This is a genomic window from Rathayibacter sp. VKM Ac-2926 (assembly GCF_022815565.1).
Taxonomy (GTDB): domain Bacteria; phylum Actinomycetota; class Actinomycetes; order Actinomycetales; family Microbacteriaceae; genus Rathayibacter; species Rathayibacter festucae.
In genome coordinates, this window is record NZ_JALGRS010000021.1 from 1 (window position 1) to 22305 (window position 22305).

Here is a 22305-nt window from a genome sequence, read left to right on the forward strand (position 1 = left end):
ACCCTCGCGACCCTCGGCTACGACGTCACCCTCACCCCCAGAACCGCGTGAAAGGTCACCATCCCTTTCCAAGTAGACCCACTCAACAGGGCGGGTCTGCAGACTCACCTGCTGACGGCGTCGGATCTCGATACGCCCGCTCCGCGGGCTTCTCGATCAACATGAGGGGCCGCTCGATCAGCAGGCGAGCGACCGCGCTCAGCACATGCTGGTCGAGTGGCCGCGGGACGCGGCGTATCGAGACCCACACCGTTCGGACGGCGGATCTCGATACGCCCGCTCCGCCGGCTGCTCGATCAGCATGCGGGCGCGAGCGCCGCGTCAGTGGCCGCGCGCGATCCACGCCTCGCGGTCGGGCTTCTCGGTGCCGATCGTCGTCGTCGGGCCGTGCCCCGTGCGGACGACCGTGTCGTCCGGCAGGGTCAGCAGCCGATCGGTGATCGAGTCGATGATGGTCGGGAAGGAGCTGTAGGAGCGGCCGGTCGCGCCGGGGCCGCCCTGGAAGAGCGTGTCGCCGGTGAAGACGGTGCCCAGCTCGGCGGCGACGAAACAGACGGCGCCCGGGGTGTGCCCGGGCGTGTGCCGCACCTCCAGCTCGGTGCCGCCGACGCTGATCACCTGGCCGTCCTCGAGCACGCCGCTCGGCGCGGAGTCGGGGTAGAACGCGTCCCAGAGCACGCGGTCGCCCTCGTGCAGCAGCACCGGCACGTCGACGGACTCCAGCAGCGCGGCGACGGCGTCGATGTGGTCGGTGTGCGCGTGCGTGAGCAGCACCGCGCGCAGCGTGCGGTCGCCGACGGCCGCGAGGATCGCCTCCGCGTCGTGCGCCGCGTCGATGACGACGCACTCGGAGTCGTCGCCGACGATCCAGACGTTGTTGTCCACGTCCCAGGTCCCGCCGTCGAGGGCGAAGGTGCCGCTGGTGACGAGGTGGTCGATGCGGGCGCCCATCAGAGCACCACCACCGAGCGGAGCACGTCGCCGCCGGCCATCGTGGTGAAGGCCTGCTCGATGTCGCGGATGCCGATCCGCTCGGTCACGAACTCGTCGAGCGGCAGCCGGCCCTGCAGGTACAGGTCGGTGAGCATCGGGAAGTCGCGCTCGGGCAGGCAGTCGCCGTACCAGCTCGACTTCAGCGAGCCGCCGCGGCCGAAGACGTCGAGCAGCGGGATCTCGAGGGTCATCTCCGGTGTCGGCACGCCGACCAGCACGACGGTGCCGGCGAGGTCGCGGGCGTAGAACGCCTGGCGCCAGGTCTCGGGGCGGCCGACCGCGTCGATCACGACGTCCGCGCCGAAGCCGTCGGTCAGCGCCTGCACGGCGGCGACGACGCCGTTTTCGTCGAGTCCGCTCGAGTCGATCGCGTGGGTGGCGCCGAGCTCCTCGGCCTTGACGAGCTTCTTCGGGTCGCGGTCGATGGCGATGATCGTGCTCGCGCCGGCCAGCTTCGCGCCGACGACGGCCGCGGTGCCGACTCCGCCGCAGCCGATGACGGCCACGGAGTCGCCGCGGGTGACGTTGCCGGTGTTCATCGCGGCGCCGAGGCCCGCCATGATGCCGCAGCCCAGCAGGCCGACGGCGGCGGGGTCGGCGGCCGGGTCGACCTTCGTGCACTGCTTGGCGTGCACGAGCGTCTTCTCGGCGAAGGCGCCGATGCCCAGCGCCGGGCTGAGCTCGGTGCCGTCCGTGAGGGTCATCTTCTGCGTCGCGTTGAAGGTGTTGAAGCAGTACCAGGGCTCCGCGCGGACGCAGGCGCGGCACTCGCCGCAGACGGCGCGCCAGTTGAGCACGACGAAGTCGCCGACCGCGACGTGGGTGACGCCCTCGCCGATCGCGCTGACCCGGCCCGCGGCCTCGTGGCCGAGCAGGAACGGGAAGTCGTCGCTGATCCCGCCCTCGCGGTAGTGGTAGTCGGTGTGGCAGACACCGCAGGTCTCGATGTCGACGACGGCCTCGCCGGGGCCGGGATCGGGGACGACGATGTCGACGAGCTCGACGGGAGCCCCCTTCGACCGGGCGATGACGCCGCTCACAGTGGTGGGCATGGGGGCTCCTTCGGGCGGGGGCGGGTGGTGCGGGGAACCGTTCCACAGTACCGAGCGGCGCCTGCGCGGGGGCCGTCGGCGGGGCGCGGGCGGACGCGCGGGCCCGCTGCCGGCATCCCCTGTCCAGAAGTTGTCGTACTCGACCGCCCGGTACGACAACTCCTGTGCAGAGGCTTCCCGCCGATCGCGACTGCCGAGAGGGGGAAGGTGCCGGACGCGTCGCTGCTGCAGAGCCGGACGCGCTGGTCGTACTTCATGATCTGGTCGGAGCAGCTGCGCGGCAGCAACACGAACGCCGCCATCCAGAGCGCCTACTTCCACCCCCGCGTCCTCAACCAGGGCGAGCTGACGCTCCCCTGACCCTGCGGCTTCGGCGATCCGTCAGGAACGGCTGCCTCCCGCGCGGAGAGGGAGCCGTCCGCGACGGATCGCCGGCATCGTGCCCGGGAGTAGGGTCCTGCGCATGAGTGCCGCGGACGAGAGCGGGCCGTTCTTCCACGGGACGAAGGCGGACCTGCGGGTCGGCGATCTGCTGGTGGCGGGGCGGCGCTCGAACTACCGGCCCGAGGTCGTCATGAACCACGTGTACTTCACGGCGCTGCTGGACGGCGCGGGGCTCGCAGCCGAGCTCGCGCCCGGGGAGGCGGAGCCGCGGGTCTACGAGGTGGAGCCGACAGGGTCGTTCGAGGACGACCCGAACGTCACGGACAAGAAGTTCCCGGGGAATCCGACGCGCTCGTACCGCAGCGTCGAGCCGCTCCGCGTCGTCCGCGAGGTGCACGACTGGACCCGGCTGACCCCGGAGGCACTGCGCGCGTGGCGCACGCGCCTCGCCGAGCTGCGCGACGACCCGCGCGGCGAGATCCTGAACTGAGCGGCGAGGCGTCCGCCTGCAGGCGGGGTCTGCGGCTCTGGTGCTGACGACGGTGGATCTCGATACGCCCGCTGTGCGGGCTACTCGATCAGCATGGAGGGCCGCCGCGCGGGCTGCTCGGCCGGACGCGCATCATGCTGGTCGAGTAGCCGGCCGAAGGGCGGCGTATCGAGACCTACCTCGCCGGAGATGCCGGCAGACCTCGTCCCACACTCCAGGAGTTGTCGTACTCGACCACCCGCTACGACAACTTCTGCGGAGCGGAAGAGCCGCTACTCCACCGTGTCGATCACGTCGATCCGCCAGCGGCCGTCGAAGACCAGGCCGATCCGCACGCGGTGGATCAGGTCCGCCTCCTCGGTGCTGCGGAACGTCTCCTTGCCGTTGGCGAGGACGCGGATGCCCGTCGTGTCCAGGAGCGCCCCGACGACGGCGTCGGTACCCGAGTTCGACAGCAGCTCGACCTCGGAGACGACCATGCTCCCGACCTGCCTCACCTTGCCCCGCGAGTACCACCGAGCATCCGAGTCGAGGCCCGGGAGCCCCTTCTCGGTCACCGCCTCGGCCAGCTCCTCCGGAACGCTCCGCGTGTAGCCCCGCTGGGCCCATTCGTCGTAGGCGTTCACGAAGGCCCACACGGCCTCGACCGGTCCGACGTCCTCGACACTCACAGCTCCGTCCCTCCTCTTCTCCTCCTCGACGAGGAGACGTGACGAGGGTGCCGGAATCGCCGCACGAGCTGCCGACGCAGGCGCGGAATCCTCGCCGAGGGCGAGGAACATCATGCTGATCGAGCAGCCCGCACAGCGGGCGTATCGAGATCCACCACCGTCAGAACCGGAGTCCGCAGACCCGCCCTCCTGGCGACGCCGGGTCTCGATACGCCCCTGCGCGGCTACTCGACCAGCATGACGGGAGGCCCCACGTCCTCTCCCTCACTGCCCCCGTCACGCCAGCCCCGCGCCGCCGATCGCGAGCGTCACGATCACCGTGAACACCGTCGTCCACAGAGCGATCGCGATCCCCTGCCAGAGCAGGACGCGGCCCTTCGCGACGCCGGCGCCGGCGAGCATCACCGCGGTGAAGTGGGTGGGCAGCAGCAGCGGGCCGAGCAGGCTCACCCCGGGGACGCCGTAGCGGGTGAACGCGCGCTGGAACTTCTCGCGGCGGGCGGTGGCGCGCTTCCGCGGCTTCCCGCCGGTGATCGCCGAGCGGACGCCCGCGCCGAGCAGCACGAGCAGCGCCACGCAGAGGAAGTTGCCCGCGGCGGCCGACACCGCGGCGACCACCGGGTGGATCCCGCCGATGATGCCGATCGTCGCGGCCCCTTCGCCCTCGATGAACGGCACGGCTCCGGCGAGCGCCACCACGAGCGGCTGGACGAGGTCGGGGACGTCCTGGATGAGGCCCTGGAATCCGAGGATCGCGTCGCTGACGATGGTCGACATGGCGGTGTCTCCTTCTGGCTGAGCGGCTGAACCGCTGCCCCGTCGATCGGGACATGTCCATCCCAGCCCGGCGCAGGGGGTGCCCGGCAGTGCCCTCCCGTCACCGCCGCTCGGGAGGAACGGCCGCCCGAGGGGTGACAATTGTCATGGTCGTACCCTGGGCCGCATGCCGACCGCACTGCTCCCTCCCGCCGAGACGACCGCCGCTCCGCCCTCGGGCAAGGGCGTCGCCGCGACCTGGTGGTACACGCTGCTCTCGGCCGGCTCGTTCGTGCTCGCGGTGCTGTTCGTCTGGCTGGTGCCGCAGCTGGTCGGCGACGCATCGCCGTGGCGGGTGGTCGGCTACCTCCTCGGCGCCGCGCTCTGGGCGGCGGTCTTCACCGTCTCCGCGCAGCGCTACCGCCGGGCCGACCGGGACGCCCCGACGCGCGTCGGCCCCGCCACCCTCGGACTCCAGGCCCTCGGTCTCGTCGGCGCCGCGGCGACGGGGCTGGCGGCGGGCAGCCCCACCCTCCCGCTCTCGCTCGCGTTCGTGCTCGTCGTGCTGCTGCCCTGGCCGCGCGGGATCCGCTGGCGGGTCACCACGTTCCTCACCGTGCTGCTCGCCGTCAGCGCCTGGCTCGAGCACGATCGGGCGTCGGGCACCGCGCCGCTCTCGCTCGCACCGGGTGCCGCGCCGGTCCTGTTCGCGTTCGCGGCCGCGCTGCCCCTCGCGATCGTCAGCATGCTCTGGTGGTGGGACATCGTCCGCGAGCTCGATCGCGCGCGGGTCGCGGAGGGCCGCCTCGCGGCCGCGCAGGAGCGGCTGATCCTCGCCGGCGACGTGCACGACCTCCAAGGACACCATCTGCAGGTGATCGCCCTGCAGCTCGAGCTCGCCGAGCGGCTGCTCCGCGACGATCCGGACGGCGCTCTGGAGCAGCTCCGCGCCGCGCAGCGCTCGGTCGACGGCGCCCGCACCGGCACTCGCGAGCTGGCGACGCGCTTCCGCAGCGTCTCGCTCGCCGACGAGCTCGCCAACGCCGCCGACCTGCTCCGCTCGGCGGGGCTGCGGGTCGAGCTGGCCGTCGATCCCGACGCGGACCGCGCCCCCGCCGACGTGCTCGGGCCGGTGGTCCGCGAGAGCACGACCAACATCCTGAAGCACGGCGGCGGCGAGTCGGCTCGGCTGCGGCTGGCGCGCGAGGCGGAGTCGTGGCGCTTCCAGGCGGTGAACGACGTGCCCGAGGGGGCCGAGTCGGAGGGGGCCGAGTCGGAGGGCGTCGAGGCCGGCACCGGCTCCGGCGTCCTCGGCATGACCGAGCGGATCGAGCGGGCCGGCGGCACACTGAGAACCCGCACCGCGCGCCGCTCCTTCGAGCTCGACGCGCGCCTGCCCGGCGGTGCCGCGTGATCCGGGTGCTCCTCGCCGACGACGAGGACATGATCCGCACCGCCCTGGCCGCGCTGCTCCGGCTCGAGCCCGACCTCGAGATCGTCGGCGAGTGCCGCGACGGCGCGGAGGCGGTCGCCGAGGCCGTGCGCCTCGAGCCCGACGTCTGCCTCTTCGACGTCGAGATGCCCGGCATGGACGGCATCGAGGCGGCGGAGCGACTGCGCCGCGTCTCGGCGACCCGGGTCGTCGTGGTCACCCGGCACGCGCGGCCCGGTGTGCTGCGCCGCGCGCTGGCCGTCGGCGTCAGTGGCTTCCTGCCCAAGTCGCGGCGGGTGGAGGACGTGGCGGAGGTGATCCGCCAGGTCGCCGCCGGCCGCCGCTACGTGGATCCCGAGATCGCGGCCGACGCCCTCGCGACCACGCGCAGCCCGCTCACCGACCGCGAGCTGGACGTGCTGAGCGCCGGCTCCCGCGGCGAGACCACCGGCGAGATCGGCAGGGCCCTGCACCTGTCCGCGGGCACCGTGCGCAACCATGTCTCGTCGATCCTGCGCAAGCTCGACGTCGACACCCGCCAGCGCGCCGTGATCGAGGCCCGTGAGAACGGCTGGATCTGACGCCGCAACCCGGCACTGCCCCGTCCGATCTGCAGGCGATCCGCCCCTCCTGCCTCCCGCCCTCGCGCCGGTAAGCGGCTTCCCCGCCGGATCACCTGCACAACGGACGCGCACCTGCACAACGGACGCGCACCTGCACTGCGGAGGGCTGCTGTCCGATCTGCAGGCGATCCGCCCCTCCTGCCTGCCGCCCTCGCCCCGTTGAGTGGCTTCCCCGCCGAATCACCTGCACAACAGAGGAGCACCTGCACAACGCGCGGGCACCTGCACAACGGAGGAGCACCTGCACACCGGCCCGGCACCCTCCCGGAGGGGTGCTGTCCGATGTGCAGGCGATCACGCCGGCACGAGACGCACGGACGCGGCGGAAATCGCGTTCCCGCGCGGATCGCCTGCAGATCGAACCGGCGCCGGGCTCAGAGCGCGATGACCACGCTCTTCAGCTCGCAGAACGAGCGCAGCGCCTCCTCGCCCAGGTCGCGCCCCATGCCCGACTCCCCCACGCCGCCGAACGACAGCGCCGGATCGAACAGGTTGTACGTGTTGACCCACACCGTCCCCGCGCGCAGCCGCCGACCCATCCGGTGCGCCCGCGCCAGGTCGTTCGTCCACACGCCCGCAGCCAGCCCGTAGGTCTGGTCGTTGGCGAGGGACACCGCCTCGTCCTCGTCCTCGAACGGGATGATGCCGACGACCGGCCCGAAGATCTCCTCGCGCGCGATGGTCATCGTGTTCGTGACGCCGGTGAAGAGCGTCGGCTCGACGTAGTAGCCCGGCCGGTCCGGCACGCCGCCGCCCACCGCGACGACCGCGCCCTCCGCCTCGCCCTGCGCGATGTAGCCGAGCACCTGCTGCCGCTGCTCCTCGGACACGAGCGGCCCGACGGTCACGCCGCCGGCCAGCCCGTCGCCGAGCGCGACCTTCCGCACCGCAGCGGTCAGCCGCTCCGTCGTCTCCTCGAGGATCGAGCGCTGCACCAGCAGCCGGCTGCCCGCCGTGCACATCTGGCCGGAGTGGCCGAACGACGCGCGCATCGCGGTCAGCACCACAGCGTCCAGGTCCGCGTCCTCGAACACGATGTTCGGGCTCTTGCCGCCCAGTTCCAGAGTCAAGCGGGTGAAGTCCTCGCTCGCGGCGCGCATCACCTTCCGGCCGACCTCGGTGCTGCCGGTGAAGGACACCTTGCTGACCAGGGGGTGCTCGGTGAGCGCCGCGCCGACCCGGCCGTCGCCGGTCAGCACGTTGACGACTCCCGCGGGGACGCCCGCCTCCTCGCAAAGTGCCGCGAGGCGCAGCATCGTCAGCGGAGTCTGCTCCGCCGGCTTCACGACCACGGTGCAGCCCGCGGCGAGCGCCGGCGCCAGCTTGAAGCTCGCCGTCATGATCGGGAAGTTCCACGGCAGGATCAGCGCCGCGACTCCCACCGGCTCGAACGTCGTGTAGACGTGGTGCTGCGCGTCGACGGGCACGACGGTGCCGGTCAGCCGCGAGGGCGCGCCGGCGTAGTAGCGGAAGACGCGGGCCGAGGTCGCGGTGTCGGCGCGGGAGCGCTCGATCGGCTTGCCGTTGTCGCGGGTCTCGAGCACCGCGAGCTCCTCGAGGCGGTCCTCGATCAGGTCGGCGATGCGGTTCAGGATGCGACTGCGGTCGTGCGGGCTCATCCCGCTCCAGCGCGCGTCGTCGTGCGCGCGGCGGGCGGCGGTGACGGCCGCCTCGATCTCCGCGGGGCCGGCCTGCGGGACGCGGGTGAGCAGCTCCTCCGTGGCGGGATCGACGACGTCGAGCAGCTCCGCGCCCTCGGGAGCGAGCCACGCGCCGTCGACGAGGAAGGGCTCGATCGGCGCGAGCGGGGCGAGGGTGTCTCTCATGGGGTCTGCGTCTCTCTCATCGGGGGGCGGGTCGGGGGCCGGAGTCGTCGGGCCCGAGGGGGCGGGGCGGGATGGTCGGTCAGGGCCGGTCGATCACGGCCGGTCGAGCAGCCGGGCGGGCTCCTCGACGCTCATCCGCCGCAGCACGTCGTCCGCGACGCCGAGCGCGCGGAGCCCCGGCAGGACGCGCGCGCCCAGGTGGTCGAAGCCGTGCCCGCCGAAGCGGCGCAACTGGCCCTTCGTCCAGGTGCTGTGACCGAGCACCCAGCGGATGCCGGGGTCGGTGCCGAGCAGCTCCAGCAGCGCGTCCAGGCGCTGCGGGTCGCTCGCGTTGCGGATCCGGCCGACGTGCGCGCCCTCGTTGCCGAAGCAGAGCTCCAGCACGGCGCCGGCCCGGCCGAGATCGCGGAGGTAGGGCAGGTCGAGGAACTCGTCGACCGTGCTGAAGACCACGCGGCCGGGATCCACTCCCTCGGCGACGACGTGCGCGAGGACCTCGAGGCCGTTGCGGGCGTCGGCGGCGAGCCGGACGGTGATCGCGGAGCCGGTGGCGGCGGCAGCGCGCGCCGCGGCGGTGAGGCTGATCCGCTCCTGCTCCCCCTCGGGAGTCGCGAAGGCGCCGGTCGTGCCCATCAGGCCGAGGAGTCCCGCGCGGTAGGTCGTGCCGGGGATCGCCTCCGTCAGCGCCCGGGTGAAGAGCTCGGTGCGGCCGTCGACGTCGAGCGCGAGGAACCACTCGGGCAGGAGGCGCGGGAGGTACGCGCCGTACCCGGCGACGATCGCGACGCCCGCCTGGCCGGACAGGGCGGGCAGTCGGGAGTGGTCGGGGCCGAAGCCGAGCGAGCTGAGGTCGACGGCGGCGGCGAGCCCGGCCGAGGCTCCCGCGCGGAGCTCATCGGCGAGCAGCTCGACGTCGTCGAGGCGGAGGTTGTCGCCGAGCGCGAGCTGGCTCCAGCGCAGGGCGGCCGCGAGCTCGGCGGTGACCGGGGCGTCCGGATCGAGCGCCTCGACACCCGGCCGCTGCAGCGCGCTCGCGTCGGTCAGCAGGTGCTCGTGCATCGACACGACGCCGAGCTCCGCCGCCTCGATCGGACCGAGGACCGTCTGGATGGCCATGCGCCGCCTCTCGCGCGGCACGCTGCCGCTGGATCCAATATAGATCGGTATGGATCCAGAAGCGACGTGTCGGTACTCTCCCAGCCTTGCGCACGCGGTCCCTGAGTAGAATCGCAGACAGCAAGGGGAGTACTCCCGACTGCGGTGAGTCCGTCATTACGGATGCGAATGAGCGTCCCGGGCCATCGGCTCCGCCACCACCTCCGAGAGGTCGCGGCCGGAGTGGAGGAGACCTTGGTCCCTCATCGACCGACCCTCTTGGAGCACCCCCGTGCAGATCACACCCGTCATCTGGCTGATCACCATCGCCGTGACGATCGCCTTCTTCGTCTACGAGTTCTTCGCACACGTGCGGAAGCCGCACGAGCCGACCATCGGCGAGTCCGCCCGCTGGTCGGCCTTCTACATCGGCCTCGCGCTGCTGTTCGGCGTCGGGATCGGCTTCGTCGCCGACTGGCGCTACGGCGGCGAGTACTTCGCCGGCTATCTCACCGAGAAGGCGCTGTCGCTCGACAACCTCTTCCTCTTCCTGATCATCATGACCGGGTTCGCGGTGCCGAAGATGTACCAGCAGAAGGTGCTGATGATCGGCATCGTCATCGCGCTGATCATGCGCGGTGGCTTCATCGCGGTCGGCGCGGCCCTGATCGAGAACTTCTCCTGGGTCTTCTACCTCTTCGGCGCCCTGCTCTTCGTGCTGGCCTACCAGCAGATCAAGGGCGACCACGGCGACCCCTCGAACAACGCCTTCATGCGCCTGGTGCGCCGCGTCCTCCCCGTCACCGACGAGTACCACGGCGACAAGCTGACGGTGAAGAAGGACGGCCGCCGCTTCGTCACCCCGATGCTGCTGACCATCGTCGCCATCGGCTTCATCGACCTCGTCTTCGCACTCGATTCGATCCCCGCCATCTACGGACTGACCAACGAGGCCTACATCGTCTTCACCGCGAACGCCTTCGCGCTGATGGGCCTGCGCCAGCTGTTCTTCCTGATCGGCGGGCTGCTCGAGCGCCTCGTCTACCTCAGCCAGGGCCTGGCCGTCATCCTCGGCTTCATCGCCGTGAAGCTCGTCCTCCACGCCCTGCACGTCAACGAGGTCCCGTTCATCAACGGCGGCGAGCCCCTGCTCTGGGTCCCCGAGATCCCGATCTGGTTCTCGCTCACCTTCATCGGCGCCACGATCGCCGTCGCCACGATCGCCAGCCTCCTGAAGACCCGCGGCGACCGCTCCAAGTCCGACCGCGCCACCGTCCAGGACGCCCCCCTGGAGACCCCGGCCGACGTCCCCTCCCGCCGCGAGCACTGACCCCCTCCGCGAGATGCCACTTGGGCACGCGACACGCCGTGAAAGGCGTGCACAAGTGGCATCTCGCGGGAGGCGCGTCAGAGGGTGGGCGTCCAGATGCGCATCGTGGAGGGCCCGCGGTTCGCCCAGCGGTAGTAGGGGTGGAACTCGGCGGTGAAGCGCTCGCCGACCTCCGCCGGGACGGAGTACGGCCACGGGGACGCCGGGGCGTCGCGGCGGACGAGCGCCACCCGGGCGCCGTCGCCGACAGCGACCGGCGAGACCTCGGCGTCCACCGCCACGTGCTCCGTGTCGAGGCCCTCCGGCAGCTCGAGCGACTCCAGCGCCAGCACGAACGGCCCGCGCTCCACCGCGACCTGGCCGCGCACCGCGTCGATCCGCGGGTGCGGCGTCACGAAGCGCGCCGGCATCGGCAGCGACAGCCGCACGACGTCGCCGGCCGCGAACGCCCGCCGCACCGTCACCGTCGACAGACCCGCGTCCACCGCCTGCCCGTCGAGCAGCGCCGTCCCGCGCGCGAACGGCGGGATCCGCAGCGTCAGCGCGAACTCCGCGTCCGCGAGGATCCGTACCGCGATCTCGCCGTCCTCCGGATACGCGGTCTCCACCTCGAGCGACACCTCGCCCGTCGTCACCCGGTACGCCCCGTACTGGTGCAGCTGCACCCCGTCGTCCGTCGCCGTCGCAAAGCTCAGCTCGACGCTCGCGAGAGTCCGCGCCGTGTTCGTCGGGCAGCAGGACACCCAGAACCACGGCGCCCGCAGGCTCGACTGCGCCCGGTCGGTCTCGACGCTCTCGTCCGGCGCCACCCCGTCGACCCGCTGCTGCAGCGTGTTCGTGTAGAAGAAGGCGCGCCCGTCCTCGCGAGTCGCGGGCAGCACCGCGTTCAGCAGCGTCCGCTCCATCAGATCCGCGTAGGCCGCGTCGTCCGAGCGCAACAGCAGCCGCCACGACAGCATGTTGGACGCGATCGCCGCGCACGTCTCGGCGTAGGCGCGGTCCGGCGGCAGCTCGAAGTCGGCGCCGAACGCCTCGTCCTGGTGGTGCGAGCCCATCCCGCCGGTCAGATAGGTGCGGCGCGCGACCGTCGCGGCCCACTGCCGCCCCACCGCGGCCTCGAGCTCCGCGTCCCCGGTCTCCACGGCGACGTCGAGCGCCCCGGCGGAGAGGTACAGCGCCCGCACCGCGTGCCCGCGCAGCACCTCCGCCGAGCGCACCGGCAGGTCGTCCTGGAAGTACTCCGGCCCGAAGGCGATCGGACCGAGCGTCCCTGTGCCGCGCCGCTCGACGAACAGCCGCGCCTGCTCCAGGTACCGCCCGTCGCCGGTGGCCCGCGCCAGCTCGGCGAGGGCCGGCTCGATCTCGGGATGCCCGCAGACCGCGACGCGCCCCTCCGCCCCGAACACCGCGATCACGTGGTCGGCCAGCCGTCGCGCCACGGCCGGCAGCAGGTCGTCGTGCCCGGTGCGCAGCCGCGCCACGGCGGCCTGGATCAGGTGGCCGAAGCAGTACAGCTCGTGCCCCCACTCCAGATCGGAGTAGCGCGCGCGCTGCCCCGGCCGGCCGAAGCTCGTGTGCAGGTAGCCGTCCTCGTCCTGGGCCCCCGCGACCCGCAGCACCAGCGCCTCGTACTGCGCGGCGAGCTCCGGATCGTCGGAGCGGCCCAGCTCCCAGGCCATCGCCTCGAGCAGCTTGTAGACCTCCGAGTCGACGAACTCGATGCCCGCGTGGAGGTCGCCGCCGGCCGCCGAGGAGATCGTGCCGTTCGCCGCGCGGTCGAAGTTGCCGGCCCAGCCGACCCGCTCGATCCAGCTCAGGCAGTGGCCGATCACGGCGTCCGCGCCGAGCCGCTGGTAGTGCTGCCAGAAGCCGCCGGTCAGCCGGATCTCGTCCTGGCGCAGCGGCCGGAGCGCGCCCGCGGTCGGGGCGACGGGGCCGCCGAGGGCGACGGTGGTGGTCAGGGTCACGAGGATCTCCTAGGAGGAAGAGGGTCAGTCCTTGACGGCACCGGCGGTGACACCCGCCGAGACGTACCGCTGGGCGACGACGAGGAGGAGGGCGGCCGGGAGCGAGGCGACCACGGCGGTCGCCATGATCGAGTTCCACTCCTGGTTGTTGTTGCCGATGTACTTGTAGATGCCGAGCGTGATCGGCTGGAGCTTCCCGCCGCTGTCGAGGGTCGACGCGAAGATGAAGTCCGACCAGGCCCAGAGGAACGCGAAGAGCGACACCGTGACGACGGAGTTGCGGCTGATCGGCATGATCACCGAGGTGAAGGTGCGCCACGCGCTCGCGCCGTCCATCCGCGCGGCCTGGGTCAACTCGTCGGGGATGCCGGACATGAACGCGGTGAAGATCAGCACGCCGAACGGCACCGCGATGGTCGAGTCGGCCACGATCAGCCCGGGGATCGAGTTCAGCAGCCCGAGGTTGAGGTAGATGGCGTAGAAGCCCATCGCCATGATGATCGCCGGGATCATCTGCGCGATCAGCAGGACGAAGGAGAGTCCCTGCCCGCCGCGCGGCCGCAGCTTCGCGAGCGAGTACGCGGCCGGAGCGGCGATCGCCACGGTCAGCAGCACCGTGCCGAGCCCGACGATCAGGCTGGTGCCGAGGTACGGCAGCTGCTCGCTCAGCACGGCCTGGTAGCCCGAGAAGGTGGGCGCGAACGGGAACCAGTCCGGCGGATCCTTCCGCATCGACCCGGTCTGCGTGAGCGAGACGTTGATCATCCAGTAGACCGGGAACAGCATGATCGCGGTGAGCAGCACGCCCACGAGGGTCAGCCACCAGGGGCGCCGGGCGCTCATGCGTCGGCCTGCTTCCGCTGGACGCGGATGTAGATCAGGCCGAAGACCAGCGCGAGGATGATCAGCAGGTTGCCGACCGCCGCCGCGGGGCCGAAGTCGGGCAGCATCGAGCCGAAGCCGAGCTGGTAGGTCCAGGTCGCCAGGGTCGTCGACGAGTCGGCCGGCCCGCCCTTGGTCATGATCCAGATGATGTCGAACACCTTCAGCGTGTAGACGAGGCCGAGCAGGATCGTGATCGCCGACACCGGGCGCAGCAGCGGCAGCGTGATCCGCCAGAACTGCTGGGCTCCGGTCGCGCCGTCGAGCGAGGCCGCCTCGTAGAGGTCCTGCGAGATGTTCTGCAGACCGGAGTAGAGGATGACCAGGTTGAACGGGATGCCGATCCAGATGTTCGCGATCAGCACCGCGATCAGCGAGGTCGACGGCGAGGTCAGCCAGTTGATCTGCCCGATCCCGAACGACTCGAGGAACGCGTTGACGATCCCGGAGTCGCTGTTCAGCATCCACGACCAGGTCGAGGCCGAGACGATCAGCGGCAGCAGCCACGGCACCAGGAACAGCGCCCGGAGCGTGCTCGCGAGCGGGAAGCGCCGGTAGAAGAAGACCGCGAGCGCGAGCCCCAGCGTGAACTGGAAGATGAGCGAGACGCCCGTGAACACCGCGGTGTGCAGCAGCGCGGGGCCGAAGGTCGGGTCGCGGAAGACCTGCACGTAGTTGTCGAACCAGACGAACGGGGCGTTGCCCTGGACGAAGGAGCGGACCGTGTAGTCCTTCAGACTCAGCTCGAGGTTGCGGTAGAGCGGGAAGGCGTAGAACACGAGCAGGTAGACGACGAGCGGGGCGAGGAACGCCCACGCCGCGAGCTGCCCGCCCGGCCGCCGCCGCCTGGGCGCCGGGGCCGCGACAGCCGCGACCCCGGGCTCGGCCTCGCGGCGCAGCAGCCGCCCCGTCTCAGTGGCCGTCGTCATCGTTCCTCCCGCATGCTGGTCGAGTAGCCCCGCATCGCGCCCTGCATGCTGGTCGAGTAGCCCCGCAGGGGCGTATCGAGACCCACCACCGCAAGAACCTCCGGTCCGCAGACCACCGCTTCGACGCCGGCAGATCCCGAGACGCCCGCAGAGCGGACTGCTCGATCAGCAAGGGGCTCCACACCGCTCATCACTGCGTCGCGGACTCGGCCGCCGACTGCGCCGCCTTCAGCGCGTCGGACGGCGACTGCGAGCCGCTCAGCGCGGTCTGCACCGCGGACCAGAGCTGCTCGGAGATCTTCGGGTACTTCGTCCCGAGGTCGTCCGAGGTGCGGCCCTTCGCGGCCTGGACGGCCTCGACCCACGGCGCGAGGTCGGCGTTCCCGGCGACCTGCGCCTCCTGCGCCGCGGCCGTCGGGGCGATGTACGACAGCGTGTCGTCGGTCGTCACCAGGTTGTCCGTCGAGGTGAGGCACTCGGCGATCGCGGTCGACGTCTCGTAGCGCGCCTCGTCCTTCTGCACGGGCAGGGTGAGGAACTCGCCGCCGGTCGGAGCGGGGGCCGAGCCGCCGTCCTTCGCCGGGATGGTGAGGATGCCGTAGTCGATTCCGGAGGCCTTGGCGTTCGCGAGCTGCCAGGTGCCGTTCTCGCCGAAGGCGTACTCGCCGGTCTCGAACTCCTGCCAGCTGGTGGTCTGGGTGTTGCCGATCACGGAGTTGGGCGCGTAGCCCTTGTCCAGCCAGTCGGTCCAGAGCGAGACCGCGTCCACGGCGGCGTCCGAGTCGAGCTCGGTCAGCTCGGCGCCGGAGCCCCAGAACCAGGGCAGGAACTGGAAGGTGCCCTCCTCGGTGCCGATGCCCGAGAACGTGATGCCCTTGCCGCCCGAGGCGGTGACCTTCTCGAGCGCGGCGGTGAGGCTCGCCCAGTCGGTGATCGAGGACACGTCGACGCCGGCCGTGGCCAGCACGGTCTTGTTGTAGTAAAGCGCCAGCGTGTTCGCGCCGATCGGGACGCCGAAGGTGTCGCCGCCGACCTCGCCCGCGGCCAGGATGTTGGCGTCGATGTCGCCGGTCTCGAGGCCGTTCTCGGCGGTGGTGGTCAGGATGCCCGACTCGGCGAGCGTGGAGACGACCGGGTTGTCGACGAGCAGGATGTCGGGCGAGCTGCCCTGCTGCCCGGCGAGGAGCGCCTTGTTGGTCAGGTCGGTGGTGTCGTAGCCGGTGCGCTCGACGGTGACGCCGGCCTCGGTGCCGCAGGAGTCGATGAGCTTCGCCCAGTCGGACGACTCGTCGAACTGGGGGTACGGGTCCCAGAAGGTGTAGGTGCCGCCGGCGGCGGAGGAGTCGCCTCCCGAGCCTCCCGCGCAGCCGGTCAGTGCTGCGGCTGCGGTCCCGAGCAGGACGGCGGCGGCGAGGCCCCGAGTGTGCTTCCTCTTCATCGCGGATGTTCCCTTCGTCGTTGACGGGTGGTGCTGGTCGATCTCGGCGAGCGCCGGACCGAAACTACTTTCTGCGGGTTCAAAGTAGACACGGCGGGAAGGTCGAGTCAAGAGTTGTCGCGTTTTCGGTGTTTTCGGTTCGCGGAATCCTGTGCGAGGATCGTCCAGGGCGCACCGGCGTCCCGCGGAAGGAGGACGTCATCGCGCCGCGCAAGCCCACGGGCACCATCACGCTGACCGACGTCGCCCGCGAGGCCGGCGTCTCGATCGCCACCGCGTCGAAGGCGCTGAACGGCCGCGACCAGGTCCGTGCCGAGACCCGCCAGAAGGTGCTGGACGCCGCCGCCGCGCTCTCCTTCACCCCGAACCCGTTCGCGCAGGCCCTCAACTCGCGCCGCACCGGCACCATCGGAATGCTCACCAACGACCTCGACAACCGCTTCGTGCTGCCCGTGCTGCTGGGCGCCGAGGACGCGTTCGGCGCCGGCTCCACCTCGGTGTTCCTCTGCGACGCCCGCGGCGACTCGATCCGCGAGCAGCACCACATCAAGAACCTGCTGGCCAAGCGCGTCGACGGGATCGTCGTGCTCGGCCGGACGACCAATCCGCGCCCGTCGATCACCCCGACGATCCCCGTCCCGGTCGTCTACGCCTACGCGCCCTCCGAGGACGAGCGCGACTCCTCGTTCACGCCCGACAACACGCTCGCGGGCGTGCTCGCGGCCCGCCACCTGATCGAGCGCGGGCGCACGCGCATCGCGCTGATCAACGGGGAGCCCAGCTACACCGCCGCGCACGACCGCGCCCGCGGCGTCGAGCGCGCGCTGACGGAGGCGGGCCTCCCGCTGGTCGGCGGCGACGTGCTCTACGGCCAGTGGTCGGAGAGCTGGGGCCGGCAGTGCGCCGAGTCGCTGCTCGCCGCGCACCCGGACCTGGACGCGATCATCTGCGCGAGCGACCAGATCGCCCGCGGCGCCCTCGACCACCTGCGCGAGAGCGGGCACCCCGTGCCGCGCGACGTCGCCGTCGTCGGCTTCGACAACTGGGACCTCCTCGTCGAGGCCGCCCGCCCCCCGCTCACCAGCATCGACATGCAGCTCGAGGCCCTCGGCCGCGCCGCCGCCGAGGAGCTCTCCCACGCCATCCACGGCCGCGCGACTCCCGGCGTCCGCTCCATGCCCGTGCGCCTGGTGCCCCGCGAGTCCTCCGGCTGACGCCGGGTCTCGATACGCCGCGTCCCGCGGCTACTCGACCAGCATGCATCCGGTCGGGCAGGCCTCTTCCTGCAGGTCGAGCAGCCCCGTTCACCCTGGTCGACCAGGCCCGTTCATGCTGGTCGAACGGGCTTGTTCATGCTGGTCGAGCGGGTCTGTTCATGCTGGTCGAGTAGCCCCGCAGGGGCGTATCGAGACCTACCCACCCCGACCGATCAGAACGTGTCGCGCCTGGCCGCCGAGCGCAGCTGACCCGCATGGCATCATGCGCTGGTGAGCGCCCCCGACCTGAATGCGGACGTCCTGGCTCCGTTCCGAGACTCCGGCGTCGATCGCCATGTCACTCTGCTGCTCGGTGCCGGTGCGTCGACGTCATCGGGGCTGCCCGGGTGGGACGAGCTCGCCGTTCGGCTCCTCCTGAAGAGCGGGGCCGTCTCCTCGGAGTCCGCCGCGCAGGAGCTCGTGCAGCGGCAGGACCCACTCCTCGTCGCTGAAGCCGCGAAGAGCACTCTGGACCGGTGGGACCAGCGCGTCAGGGCCGCGCTCTACCAAGGGCTGCAGGATCTGTCGCCTTCGTCGCTGCATCTCGCGGCTGCCGGCCATGCCCTCGACGGGAGAACCGACGAGACCACGGTGGCGACGTTGAACTTCGACGTCCTCCTCGAGGACGCCATCGACATCGAAGGAACCGCGGAGGGTCGCGTCGACGACGACGAGTCCTCGACCGCGTACGTCGTGCACCACCTGCACGGAATCGCCTCCCCTTCGCGGAGCGAGGGCGTCGTCCTGACCCTGTCCGACTACAACGAGCTGCTCGGCGACCAGGACTGCTGGCAGCAGCGCTTGCTCACCAAGGCAGCGCAGGACGGCGCCATCGTCATCGCCGGAACGTCCTACCGAGATCCGGACGTCCGGCGCTGGCTCCACGTCGCTCTTGCCGACTCGCCTGACGGCAACGCGGCGCTGGTGCTTCTCGCGCGCCAGGCCTTCGGCGTCTCGAGAGAGCGATTCGACGAGATCAAGAGCGCCCTCGCCGGGCAGTGGAGAGCTGCCGGACTGCAGCCGATCCTTCTCGAGGACTTCACCGATGCCGCGCAGATCATCCGCGAGCTCCGTCATCTGCATCGACCTCGGTACCGCTCGCCGCAGCAGCGGGCGACCGCGCTCTGGGATCTCCACGTCGACGGCTTCGACGTCCGCCAGCCGGAGTACTCCGACGCACTGGACGACGACGCGCGGACGCTGCGCGACGCCTTCGACGTCGAGCAGCTCGGCGTCAGCCTGTGGCTCGCGGACGGAGCGGGCAGCGTCGGACGGTACGCCTCCCAGGACCGGACCTATCGAGCAGCGTCCGACATCCGCCTCGTGCCGAGCGGACACGACAGCGCCTGGGTCGCCGGCCGGACCCTCGGTGCGGAGAGCATCGTGTTCCAGAATCTCGACCCGGCCGGAACGAATCGCTGGGGCACGGTGCTCGCCCTTCCGATCAGGGTGTCCTTCGCGGGTCTGCCGGACATCGCGACCGCGGTGCTGAGCGTCGGCCTTCCCGGCACCGCGGAGGCGTTCTCCACGTCGAAGGCGATGTGGTTCGACCAGGTGCTCGACATCGCGAACGCGTGGAGCGAACGGCTGAGCGACTCCCTCGTGTGAGCCGCCTCGCGCAACTACGATCAACGAAGGACAAGGAGACAGCGATGACGAACAGCAGCAGCAACTCGTTCCAGAGCCTCGGCAACGGCGGCTTCCGAGTCAGCGGCGCGCGGATCAGCCCGACCACTGGCCGGTACGTCACCCGCAGCAGTGCTTCCGTCGGGAAGTCGGCTGCGTCTCCCGCCCAGCCGAAGACGCAGCCGACTCCGAAGTAGCAGGGTCGGCCGTCCGCGGACGCGCGGGCACAGCCCGGCACGAACGCGACCGTCGAGCGGTCGCCGACGAAGGCACGGAGCCCGTCAGCGCTGCGACACCGGCGAGAGCACGAGCTCGTCGATGCGGACGTGGGCCGGGGACTCGAGGACGAACTCGACCGCGCGGGCGACGTCGTCCGGCGAGAGCATCGTCGCGCGTGCTGCGTCGTCCGGGACCTGCGGCCGGTGGCGGAGGAAGTCCGTCGCGACGTCGCCCGGGCAGAGGTGGCAGGCGCGGATCCCGGAGGCGGCCTCCTGCGCGTTCAGGGTGCGGGCGATCTCGGCCAGCGCCTTCTTGCTCGCGCTGTAGCCGACCCCCGCGATCGGGGCGAACGCCCAGGCCGAGTACGAGGAGACGAGCACCACCGCGCCGGCGTGCGCCCTCAGCTCGGACAGCGACGCGTCGATCACGCCCACCGGCCCGAGCAGGTTGGTGCGCACGATCTCCTCGAGCTCGCTCAGGCGCTGGTCCCCCCAGGTCCGCCGCGGGGAGTTGAGCCCGGCCGACAGGACCAGCGCGTCGATGCGGCCGGCCGCGGCCACCACCGCATCCCGGGCGTCACCCACGGCCTTTCGGTCGCTCACGTCGAGGGGGACGACGAGGGCGTCCCCGCCGGCACTGCCGATCCGCTCGGCGACGGCGTCGAGGCGCTCGCGGGACCTCCCGCTGAGCGCCACCGTCCAGCCCGACGCCGCCAGGCGCTCGGCCGACGCGGCCCCGATCCCGGAGCCGGCTCCCGTGATCCAGGCGACTCTGCGAGCGACTTCGGTGTCCATGGGGCAGCCCTTCGATGCTACGGTGACGATCGATTAATCATACTAATAGGAGGCTGCCGTGCTCATCGATCTCACCGGTCTGGTCGTCGTGGTCACCGGAGGCGGGCGCGGCATCGGCCGCGCGATCGTCGACCGCTTCACGGCGGAGGGCGCGCGGGTCGCCGCCCTCGACCTGGCCTTCCCGTCTTCCACCGCTGACGACGTGCAGCAGCTGGTCTGTGACGTCACCGATCCGGCGTCCGTGCGCTCGGCGATCGACGCGGTGGTCGAGCGGTTCGGCCACGTCGACGTCCTGGTGAACAACGCCGGCATCAACGTCGAGGGCACCGTCGAGACCCTCGATCCGTCGCGCTGGGACGCCGCGTTCGACGTGAACGTCCGCGGCACCTTCCTCGTCTCGCAGGCCGTCATCCCCGTGATGAAGGAGCGCGGCCGCGGCCGCATCATCAACGCCGCCTCGTTCGCGGCCATCGTCCCGAGCATCGGCGCCGCCGCCTACGGAGCGTCGAAGGCGGCGGTCGTGCAGTTCACCCGGGTCCTCGCCGGCGAGCTCGGGCCGTGGGGCATCACCGTCAACGCCTACGCGCCGGGGATGATCCCCACCGCGATGAACGGCTTCGCCGACATGCCGGAGGCGGCGAAGGCGCGGCTCCTCGACACGCTGAGCCTGCGCCGCTGGGGCACGCCCGACGACATCGCCGACCTGCTCTGCTTCCTCTCCAGCGACGCCGCGAGCTACATCACCGGCACGCTCGTCGACGTCAGCGGCGGCAAGCTCGCCACGCAGATCCCCAGCCGCGCGTACGAGGGCCTCGCAGCCGCGGAGTGATCGACGCCGGCGCCCGAGGGCACCACTGACCGCTTCGGTTCAGGCCGTCCCTGGGCCGGTCGACGTCGCCCGGATCTCCTCGGCGGTGTCGCGGACGAGCGTGCGCGCCGCGCTCTCCGCGCGATCGGCGTCCCTGGCGGCGATCGCCTCCGCGAGCCGCCGATGCTGGTCGACCGCACGATCGGTCGCGGCGGTGAAGGTCGGAACGCCGCTGCCGTACCTGCTGTCGAGCGCGGCGGCGAGGGTGCCGAGCAGCTGGGCGAGCACCGCGTTGCCCGACCCCTCGACCAGGATCCGGTGGAAGCTCTGATCCGCGCTCGTGAACCGGGGCAACGATCGCGCCTGGGCCGCGAGGGCCAGCTCCGCCGCCGCGGCCGACAGCTCCTGCTGCCGGGCGGTCCGGCCGCTCGCCGCGAAGAGCCGGGCCGCGGCGGGCTCGACCGCCTCGCGCAGCAGGAGGAGCTCCTGCAGCTGCGTCTCGCTCGCCGGCCCGGCCGCCCGCCACTGGATCACATCCGGATCGAGGAGGTTCCACGAGCTCTCCGGCTGGACCTGCGTCCCCGCGCGCGGGCGGGCGCGGATCATCCCGCGGGCCTCGAGAGCACGGAAGGCCTCGCGCACCACCGTGCGCGACACGTCGTACCGGCGGCCGATCTCCTCGGGCACGATCTGCGAGTCCGCCGCCCGGACCCCCGACGCGATCTCCCGCCCGAGCCCCTCGGCGACCCGGCGCTGCAGGCGTCTCCCCGAGCCGGAGGCCTCGAGGGCGGAGTCGACGGGCATGATGCGGCTCACGATACCCGCCCGGTCCGCGCACCCCTGCCGGTCGACCAGCCACGGAACGCGCGCTCCATCCCGGCCGACCAGCCGCAGGCCGCGCGCTTCATGCCGGTCGATCAGCCGCAGGCCGCGCGCCTCATGCTGGTCGAGTAGCCGCGGAACGCGGCGTATCGAGACCCACCGTCCAGGCCACGGTGGATCTCGATACGCCCGCTGCGCGGGCTACTCGATCAGCATGGAGGGGCCCGCCCCACGGGCTGCTCGGCGCCTCTACGAGCAGGCGATCATCGGCAACGTGATGCGGATGTCGTCGTTCGCGTCGGTCCTCACTCCTTTTCGTCCGGGAACGATGAAGTGCCACATGAGCTGGACCGATCCCGTGGTGTTCGCCGTCCACCGGGTGGAGTAGTCGACGAACGAGAAGTCCTTGGTCAGCTGCACGTCGCCGTACTGACTCGTGTCGGTGCTGTAGTTCGGCGAGATGGGCACGTCGTCGATCTCGAGCCGGGCGTACTGCGGACCGCGAGTCCTGTCGTCGCCGGTCTGTGCGTACGAGCCACCGGCCAGGTAGAGGAAGGTGTAGGTGGTCCCCGCGACGACCGGCAGCCTGGCTCCCCACCAGACCTCCAGGTTGAACCCCTCGGCGGAGCCCGAATCGTCCGCCTGCTGGTAGAAGAAGACGGCGCCGTTCTTCTCCTCGATGCCGGACGCCCCGTGATAGCCGTAGCCGTTGTCGTAGCGCCGCCACTGAGCAGGATCGGTGACCGACGGGCAGGGGGCAGGAGACGCCGACGCGGCCGGAGCCGCCGTCGCCAGGGCGATGACGGGCACCGTCCAGACCCCTCCGGCGACGAGCGTCCGCCGGTGCACCGCGCCCTCACCGCTGGGCGTCTGTGGGAGGGAGTCGTCGTTCGTCATATGTGCATCTCCCGT

At 71.5% G+C, this 22305-nt stretch carries 22 protein-coding genes; 9 read left to right on the plus strand and 13 right to left on the minus strand.

The window, feature by feature from the left end; genetic code table 11:
* Positions 1 to 321: 321 nt before the first annotated feature.
* Positions 322 to 951 (minus strand): MBL fold metallo-hydrolase, encoded by a 630-nt coding sequence (locus tag MT351_RS19440; protein WP_243583008.1) that lies wholly within the window; start codon positions 949 to 951, stop codon positions 322 to 324.
* Positions 951 to 2045, minus strand: a complete 1095-nt coding sequence (locus tag MT351_RS19445) for an S-(hydroxymethyl)mycothiol dehydrogenase (RefSeq protein WP_243583010.1) — start codon at positions 2043 to 2045, stop codon at positions 951 to 953. The genes MT351_RS19440 and MT351_RS19445 overlap by 1 nt, the downstream gene beginning before the upstream one ends.
* Positions 2046 to 2252: 207 nt before the next feature.
* On the opposite strand from MT351_RS19445, the gene MT351_RS19450 reads away from it, so the two are divergent.
* Both MT351_RS19450 and arr read left to right on the plus strand, forming a co-directional pair.
* Positions 2253 to 2405 carry a hypothetical protein gene (locus MT351_RS19450; RefSeq protein WP_221181108.1) on the plus strand — a complete coding sequence of 51 codons (153 nt, stop codon included), beginning with the start codon at positions 2253 to 2255 and terminating at the stop codon, positions 2403 to 2405.
* A 103-nt stretch (positions 2406 to 2508) separates the two neighbouring features.
* Positions 2509 to 2919, plus strand: a complete 411-nt coding sequence (gene arr / locus MT351_RS19455; protein ID WP_123736111.1) for an NAD(+)--rifampin ADP-ribosyltransferase — start codon at positions 2509 to 2511, stop codon at positions 2917 to 2919.
* Positions 2920 to 3191: 272 nt separating this feature from the next.
* On the opposite strand, the gene MT351_RS19460 is transcribed toward arr, so the two are convergent.
* Together MT351_RS19460 and MT351_RS19465 are read right to left on the minus strand one after the other, a co-directional pair.
* Complete coding sequence (locus MT351_RS19460) at positions 3192 to 3590, minus strand: hypothetical protein (protein WP_123731477.1); 399 nt, start codon at positions 3588 to 3590, stop codon at positions 3192 to 3194.
* A 276-nt stretch (positions 3591 to 3866) separates the two neighbouring features.
* Positions 3867 to 4367 (minus strand): small multidrug efflux protein, encoded by a 501-nt coding sequence (locus tag MT351_RS19465; RefSeq protein ID WP_243583012.1) that lies wholly within the window; start codon positions 4365 to 4367, stop codon positions 3867 to 3869.
* Positions 4368 to 4533: 166 nt separating this feature from the next.
* On the opposite strand from MT351_RS19465, the gene MT351_RS19470 reads away from it, so the two are divergent.
* Both MT351_RS19470 and MT351_RS19475 read left to right on the plus strand, forming a co-directional pair.
* Entirely contained in the window at positions 4534 to 5760 is a 1227-nt protein-coding gene (locus MT351_RS19470; RefSeq protein ID WP_132437286.1) for a sensor histidine kinase, read from the plus strand.
* On the plus strand, positions 5757 to 6359 hold the full coding sequence (locus MT351_RS19475; RefSeq protein WP_132437287.1) for a response regulator transcription factor: 603 nt from the start codon (positions 5757 to 5759) through the stop codon (positions 6357 to 6359). Before MT351_RS19470 ends, MT351_RS19475 begins: the two co-directional genes overlap by 4 nt.
* 416 nt (positions 6360 to 6775) lie before the next feature.
* Here MT351_RS19475 and MT351_RS19480 read toward each other — a convergent pair whose 3' ends face one another.
* Both MT351_RS19480 and MT351_RS19485 read right to left on the minus strand, forming a co-directional pair.
* Positions 6776 to 8227: an aldehyde dehydrogenase gene (locus tag MT351_RS19480; protein ID WP_243583014.1), complete on the minus strand. Its 1452-nt coding sequence runs from the start codon at positions 8225 to 8227 to the stop codon at positions 6776 to 6778.
* Positions 8228 to 8320: 93 nt separating this feature from the next.
* A complete protein-coding gene (locus tag MT351_RS19485) occupies positions 8321 to 9343 on the minus strand; it encodes a hypothetical protein (protein ID WP_243583016.1) in 1023 nt (340 codons plus the stop codon).
* Positions 9344 to 9614: 271 nt separating this feature from the next.
* On the opposite strand from MT351_RS19485, the gene MT351_RS19490 reads away from it, so the two are divergent.
* Entirely contained in the window at positions 9615 to 10652 is a 1038-nt protein-coding gene (locus MT351_RS19490) for a TerC family protein (RefSeq protein ID WP_243583017.1), read from the plus strand.
* A 77-nt stretch (positions 10653 to 10729) separates the two neighbouring features.
* On the opposite strand, the gene MT351_RS19495 is transcribed toward MT351_RS19490, so the two are convergent.
* The 4 genes from MT351_RS19495 to MT351_RS19510 all read right to left on the minus strand — a co-directional run bounded on the left by MT351_RS19495 (position 10730) and on the right by MT351_RS19510 (position 15868).
* A complete protein-coding gene (locus MT351_RS19495; protein WP_243583019.1) occupies positions 10730 to 12619 on the minus strand; it encodes a beta-L-arabinofuranosidase domain-containing protein in 1890 nt (629 codons plus the stop codon).
* A gap of 24 nt (positions 12620 to 12643) precedes the next feature.
* Positions 12644 to 13462: a carbohydrate ABC transporter permease gene (locus MT351_RS19500; RefSeq protein ID WP_159423915.1), complete on the minus strand. Its 819-nt coding sequence runs from the start codon at positions 13460 to 13462 to the stop codon at positions 12644 to 12646.
* Positions 13459 to 14430 carry a carbohydrate ABC transporter permease gene (locus MT351_RS19505; RefSeq protein WP_123736118.1) on the minus strand — a complete coding sequence of 324 codons (972 nt, stop codon included), beginning with the start codon at positions 14428 to 14430 and terminating at the stop codon, positions 13459 to 13461. Before MT351_RS19505 ends, MT351_RS19500 begins: the two co-directional genes overlap by 4 nt.
* Before the next feature lie 190 nt (positions 14431 to 14620).
* The gene (locus MT351_RS19510; RefSeq protein ID WP_243583021.1) at positions 14621 to 15868 is read right to left on the minus strand and encodes an extracellular solute-binding protein; all 1248 of its coding nucleotides are present in this window, start codon (positions 15866 to 15868) and stop codon (positions 14621 to 14623) included.
* Positions 15869 to 15996: 128 nt separating this feature from the next.
* Between MT351_RS19510 and MT351_RS19515 the strand changes: the two genes are divergently transcribed.
* The 3 genes from MT351_RS19515 to MT351_RS19525 all read left to right on the plus strand — a co-directional run bounded on the left by MT351_RS19515 (position 15997) and on the right by MT351_RS19525 (position 18947).
* A complete protein-coding gene (locus MT351_RS19515; RefSeq protein WP_308197779.1) occupies positions 15997 to 17082 on the plus strand; it encodes a LacI family DNA-binding transcriptional regulator in 1086 nt (361 codons plus the stop codon).
* A gap of 633 nt (positions 17083 to 17715) precedes the next feature.
* Positions 17716 to 18732, plus strand: coding sequence for an SIR2 family protein (locus tag MT351_RS19520; RefSeq protein ID WP_243583022.1), 1017 nt, complete (start codon positions 17716 to 17718; stop codon positions 18730 to 18732).
* A 44-nt stretch (positions 18733 to 18776) separates the two neighbouring features.
* On the plus strand, positions 18777 to 18947 hold the full coding sequence (locus MT351_RS19525) for a hypothetical protein (protein ID WP_159423922.1): 171 nt from the start codon (positions 18777 to 18779) through the stop codon (positions 18945 to 18947).
* Between the two features lie 84 nt (positions 18948 to 19031).
* On the opposite strand, the gene MT351_RS19530 is transcribed toward MT351_RS19525, so the two are convergent.
* On the minus strand, positions 19032 to 19763 hold the full coding sequence (locus MT351_RS19530) for an SDR family oxidoreductase (RefSeq protein WP_243583024.1): 732 nt from the start codon (positions 19761 to 19763) through the stop codon (positions 19032 to 19034).
* A 58-nt stretch (positions 19764 to 19821) separates the two neighbouring features.
* Here MT351_RS19530 and MT351_RS19535 point away from each other — a divergent pair, with 58 nt between their 5' ends.
* The gene (locus MT351_RS19535) at positions 19822 to 20592 is read left to right on the plus strand and encodes an SDR family NAD(P)-dependent oxidoreductase (RefSeq protein WP_243583031.1); all 771 of its coding nucleotides are present in this window, start codon (positions 19822 to 19824) and stop codon (positions 20590 to 20592) included.
* A 39-nt stretch (positions 20593 to 20631) separates the two neighbouring features.
* On the opposite strand, the gene MT351_RS19540 is transcribed toward MT351_RS19535, so the two are convergent.
* Entirely contained in the window at positions 20632 to 21375 is a 744-nt protein-coding gene (locus MT351_RS19540) for a FadR/GntR family transcriptional regulator (protein ID WP_243583033.1), read from the minus strand.
* A 267-nt stretch (positions 21376 to 21642) separates the two neighbouring features.
* Positions 21643 to 22290, minus strand: coding sequence for a hypothetical protein (locus tag MT351_RS19545; RefSeq protein ID WP_243583035.1), 648 nt, complete (start codon positions 22288 to 22290; stop codon positions 21643 to 21645).
* Positions 22291 to 22305 lie beyond the last annotated feature (15 nt).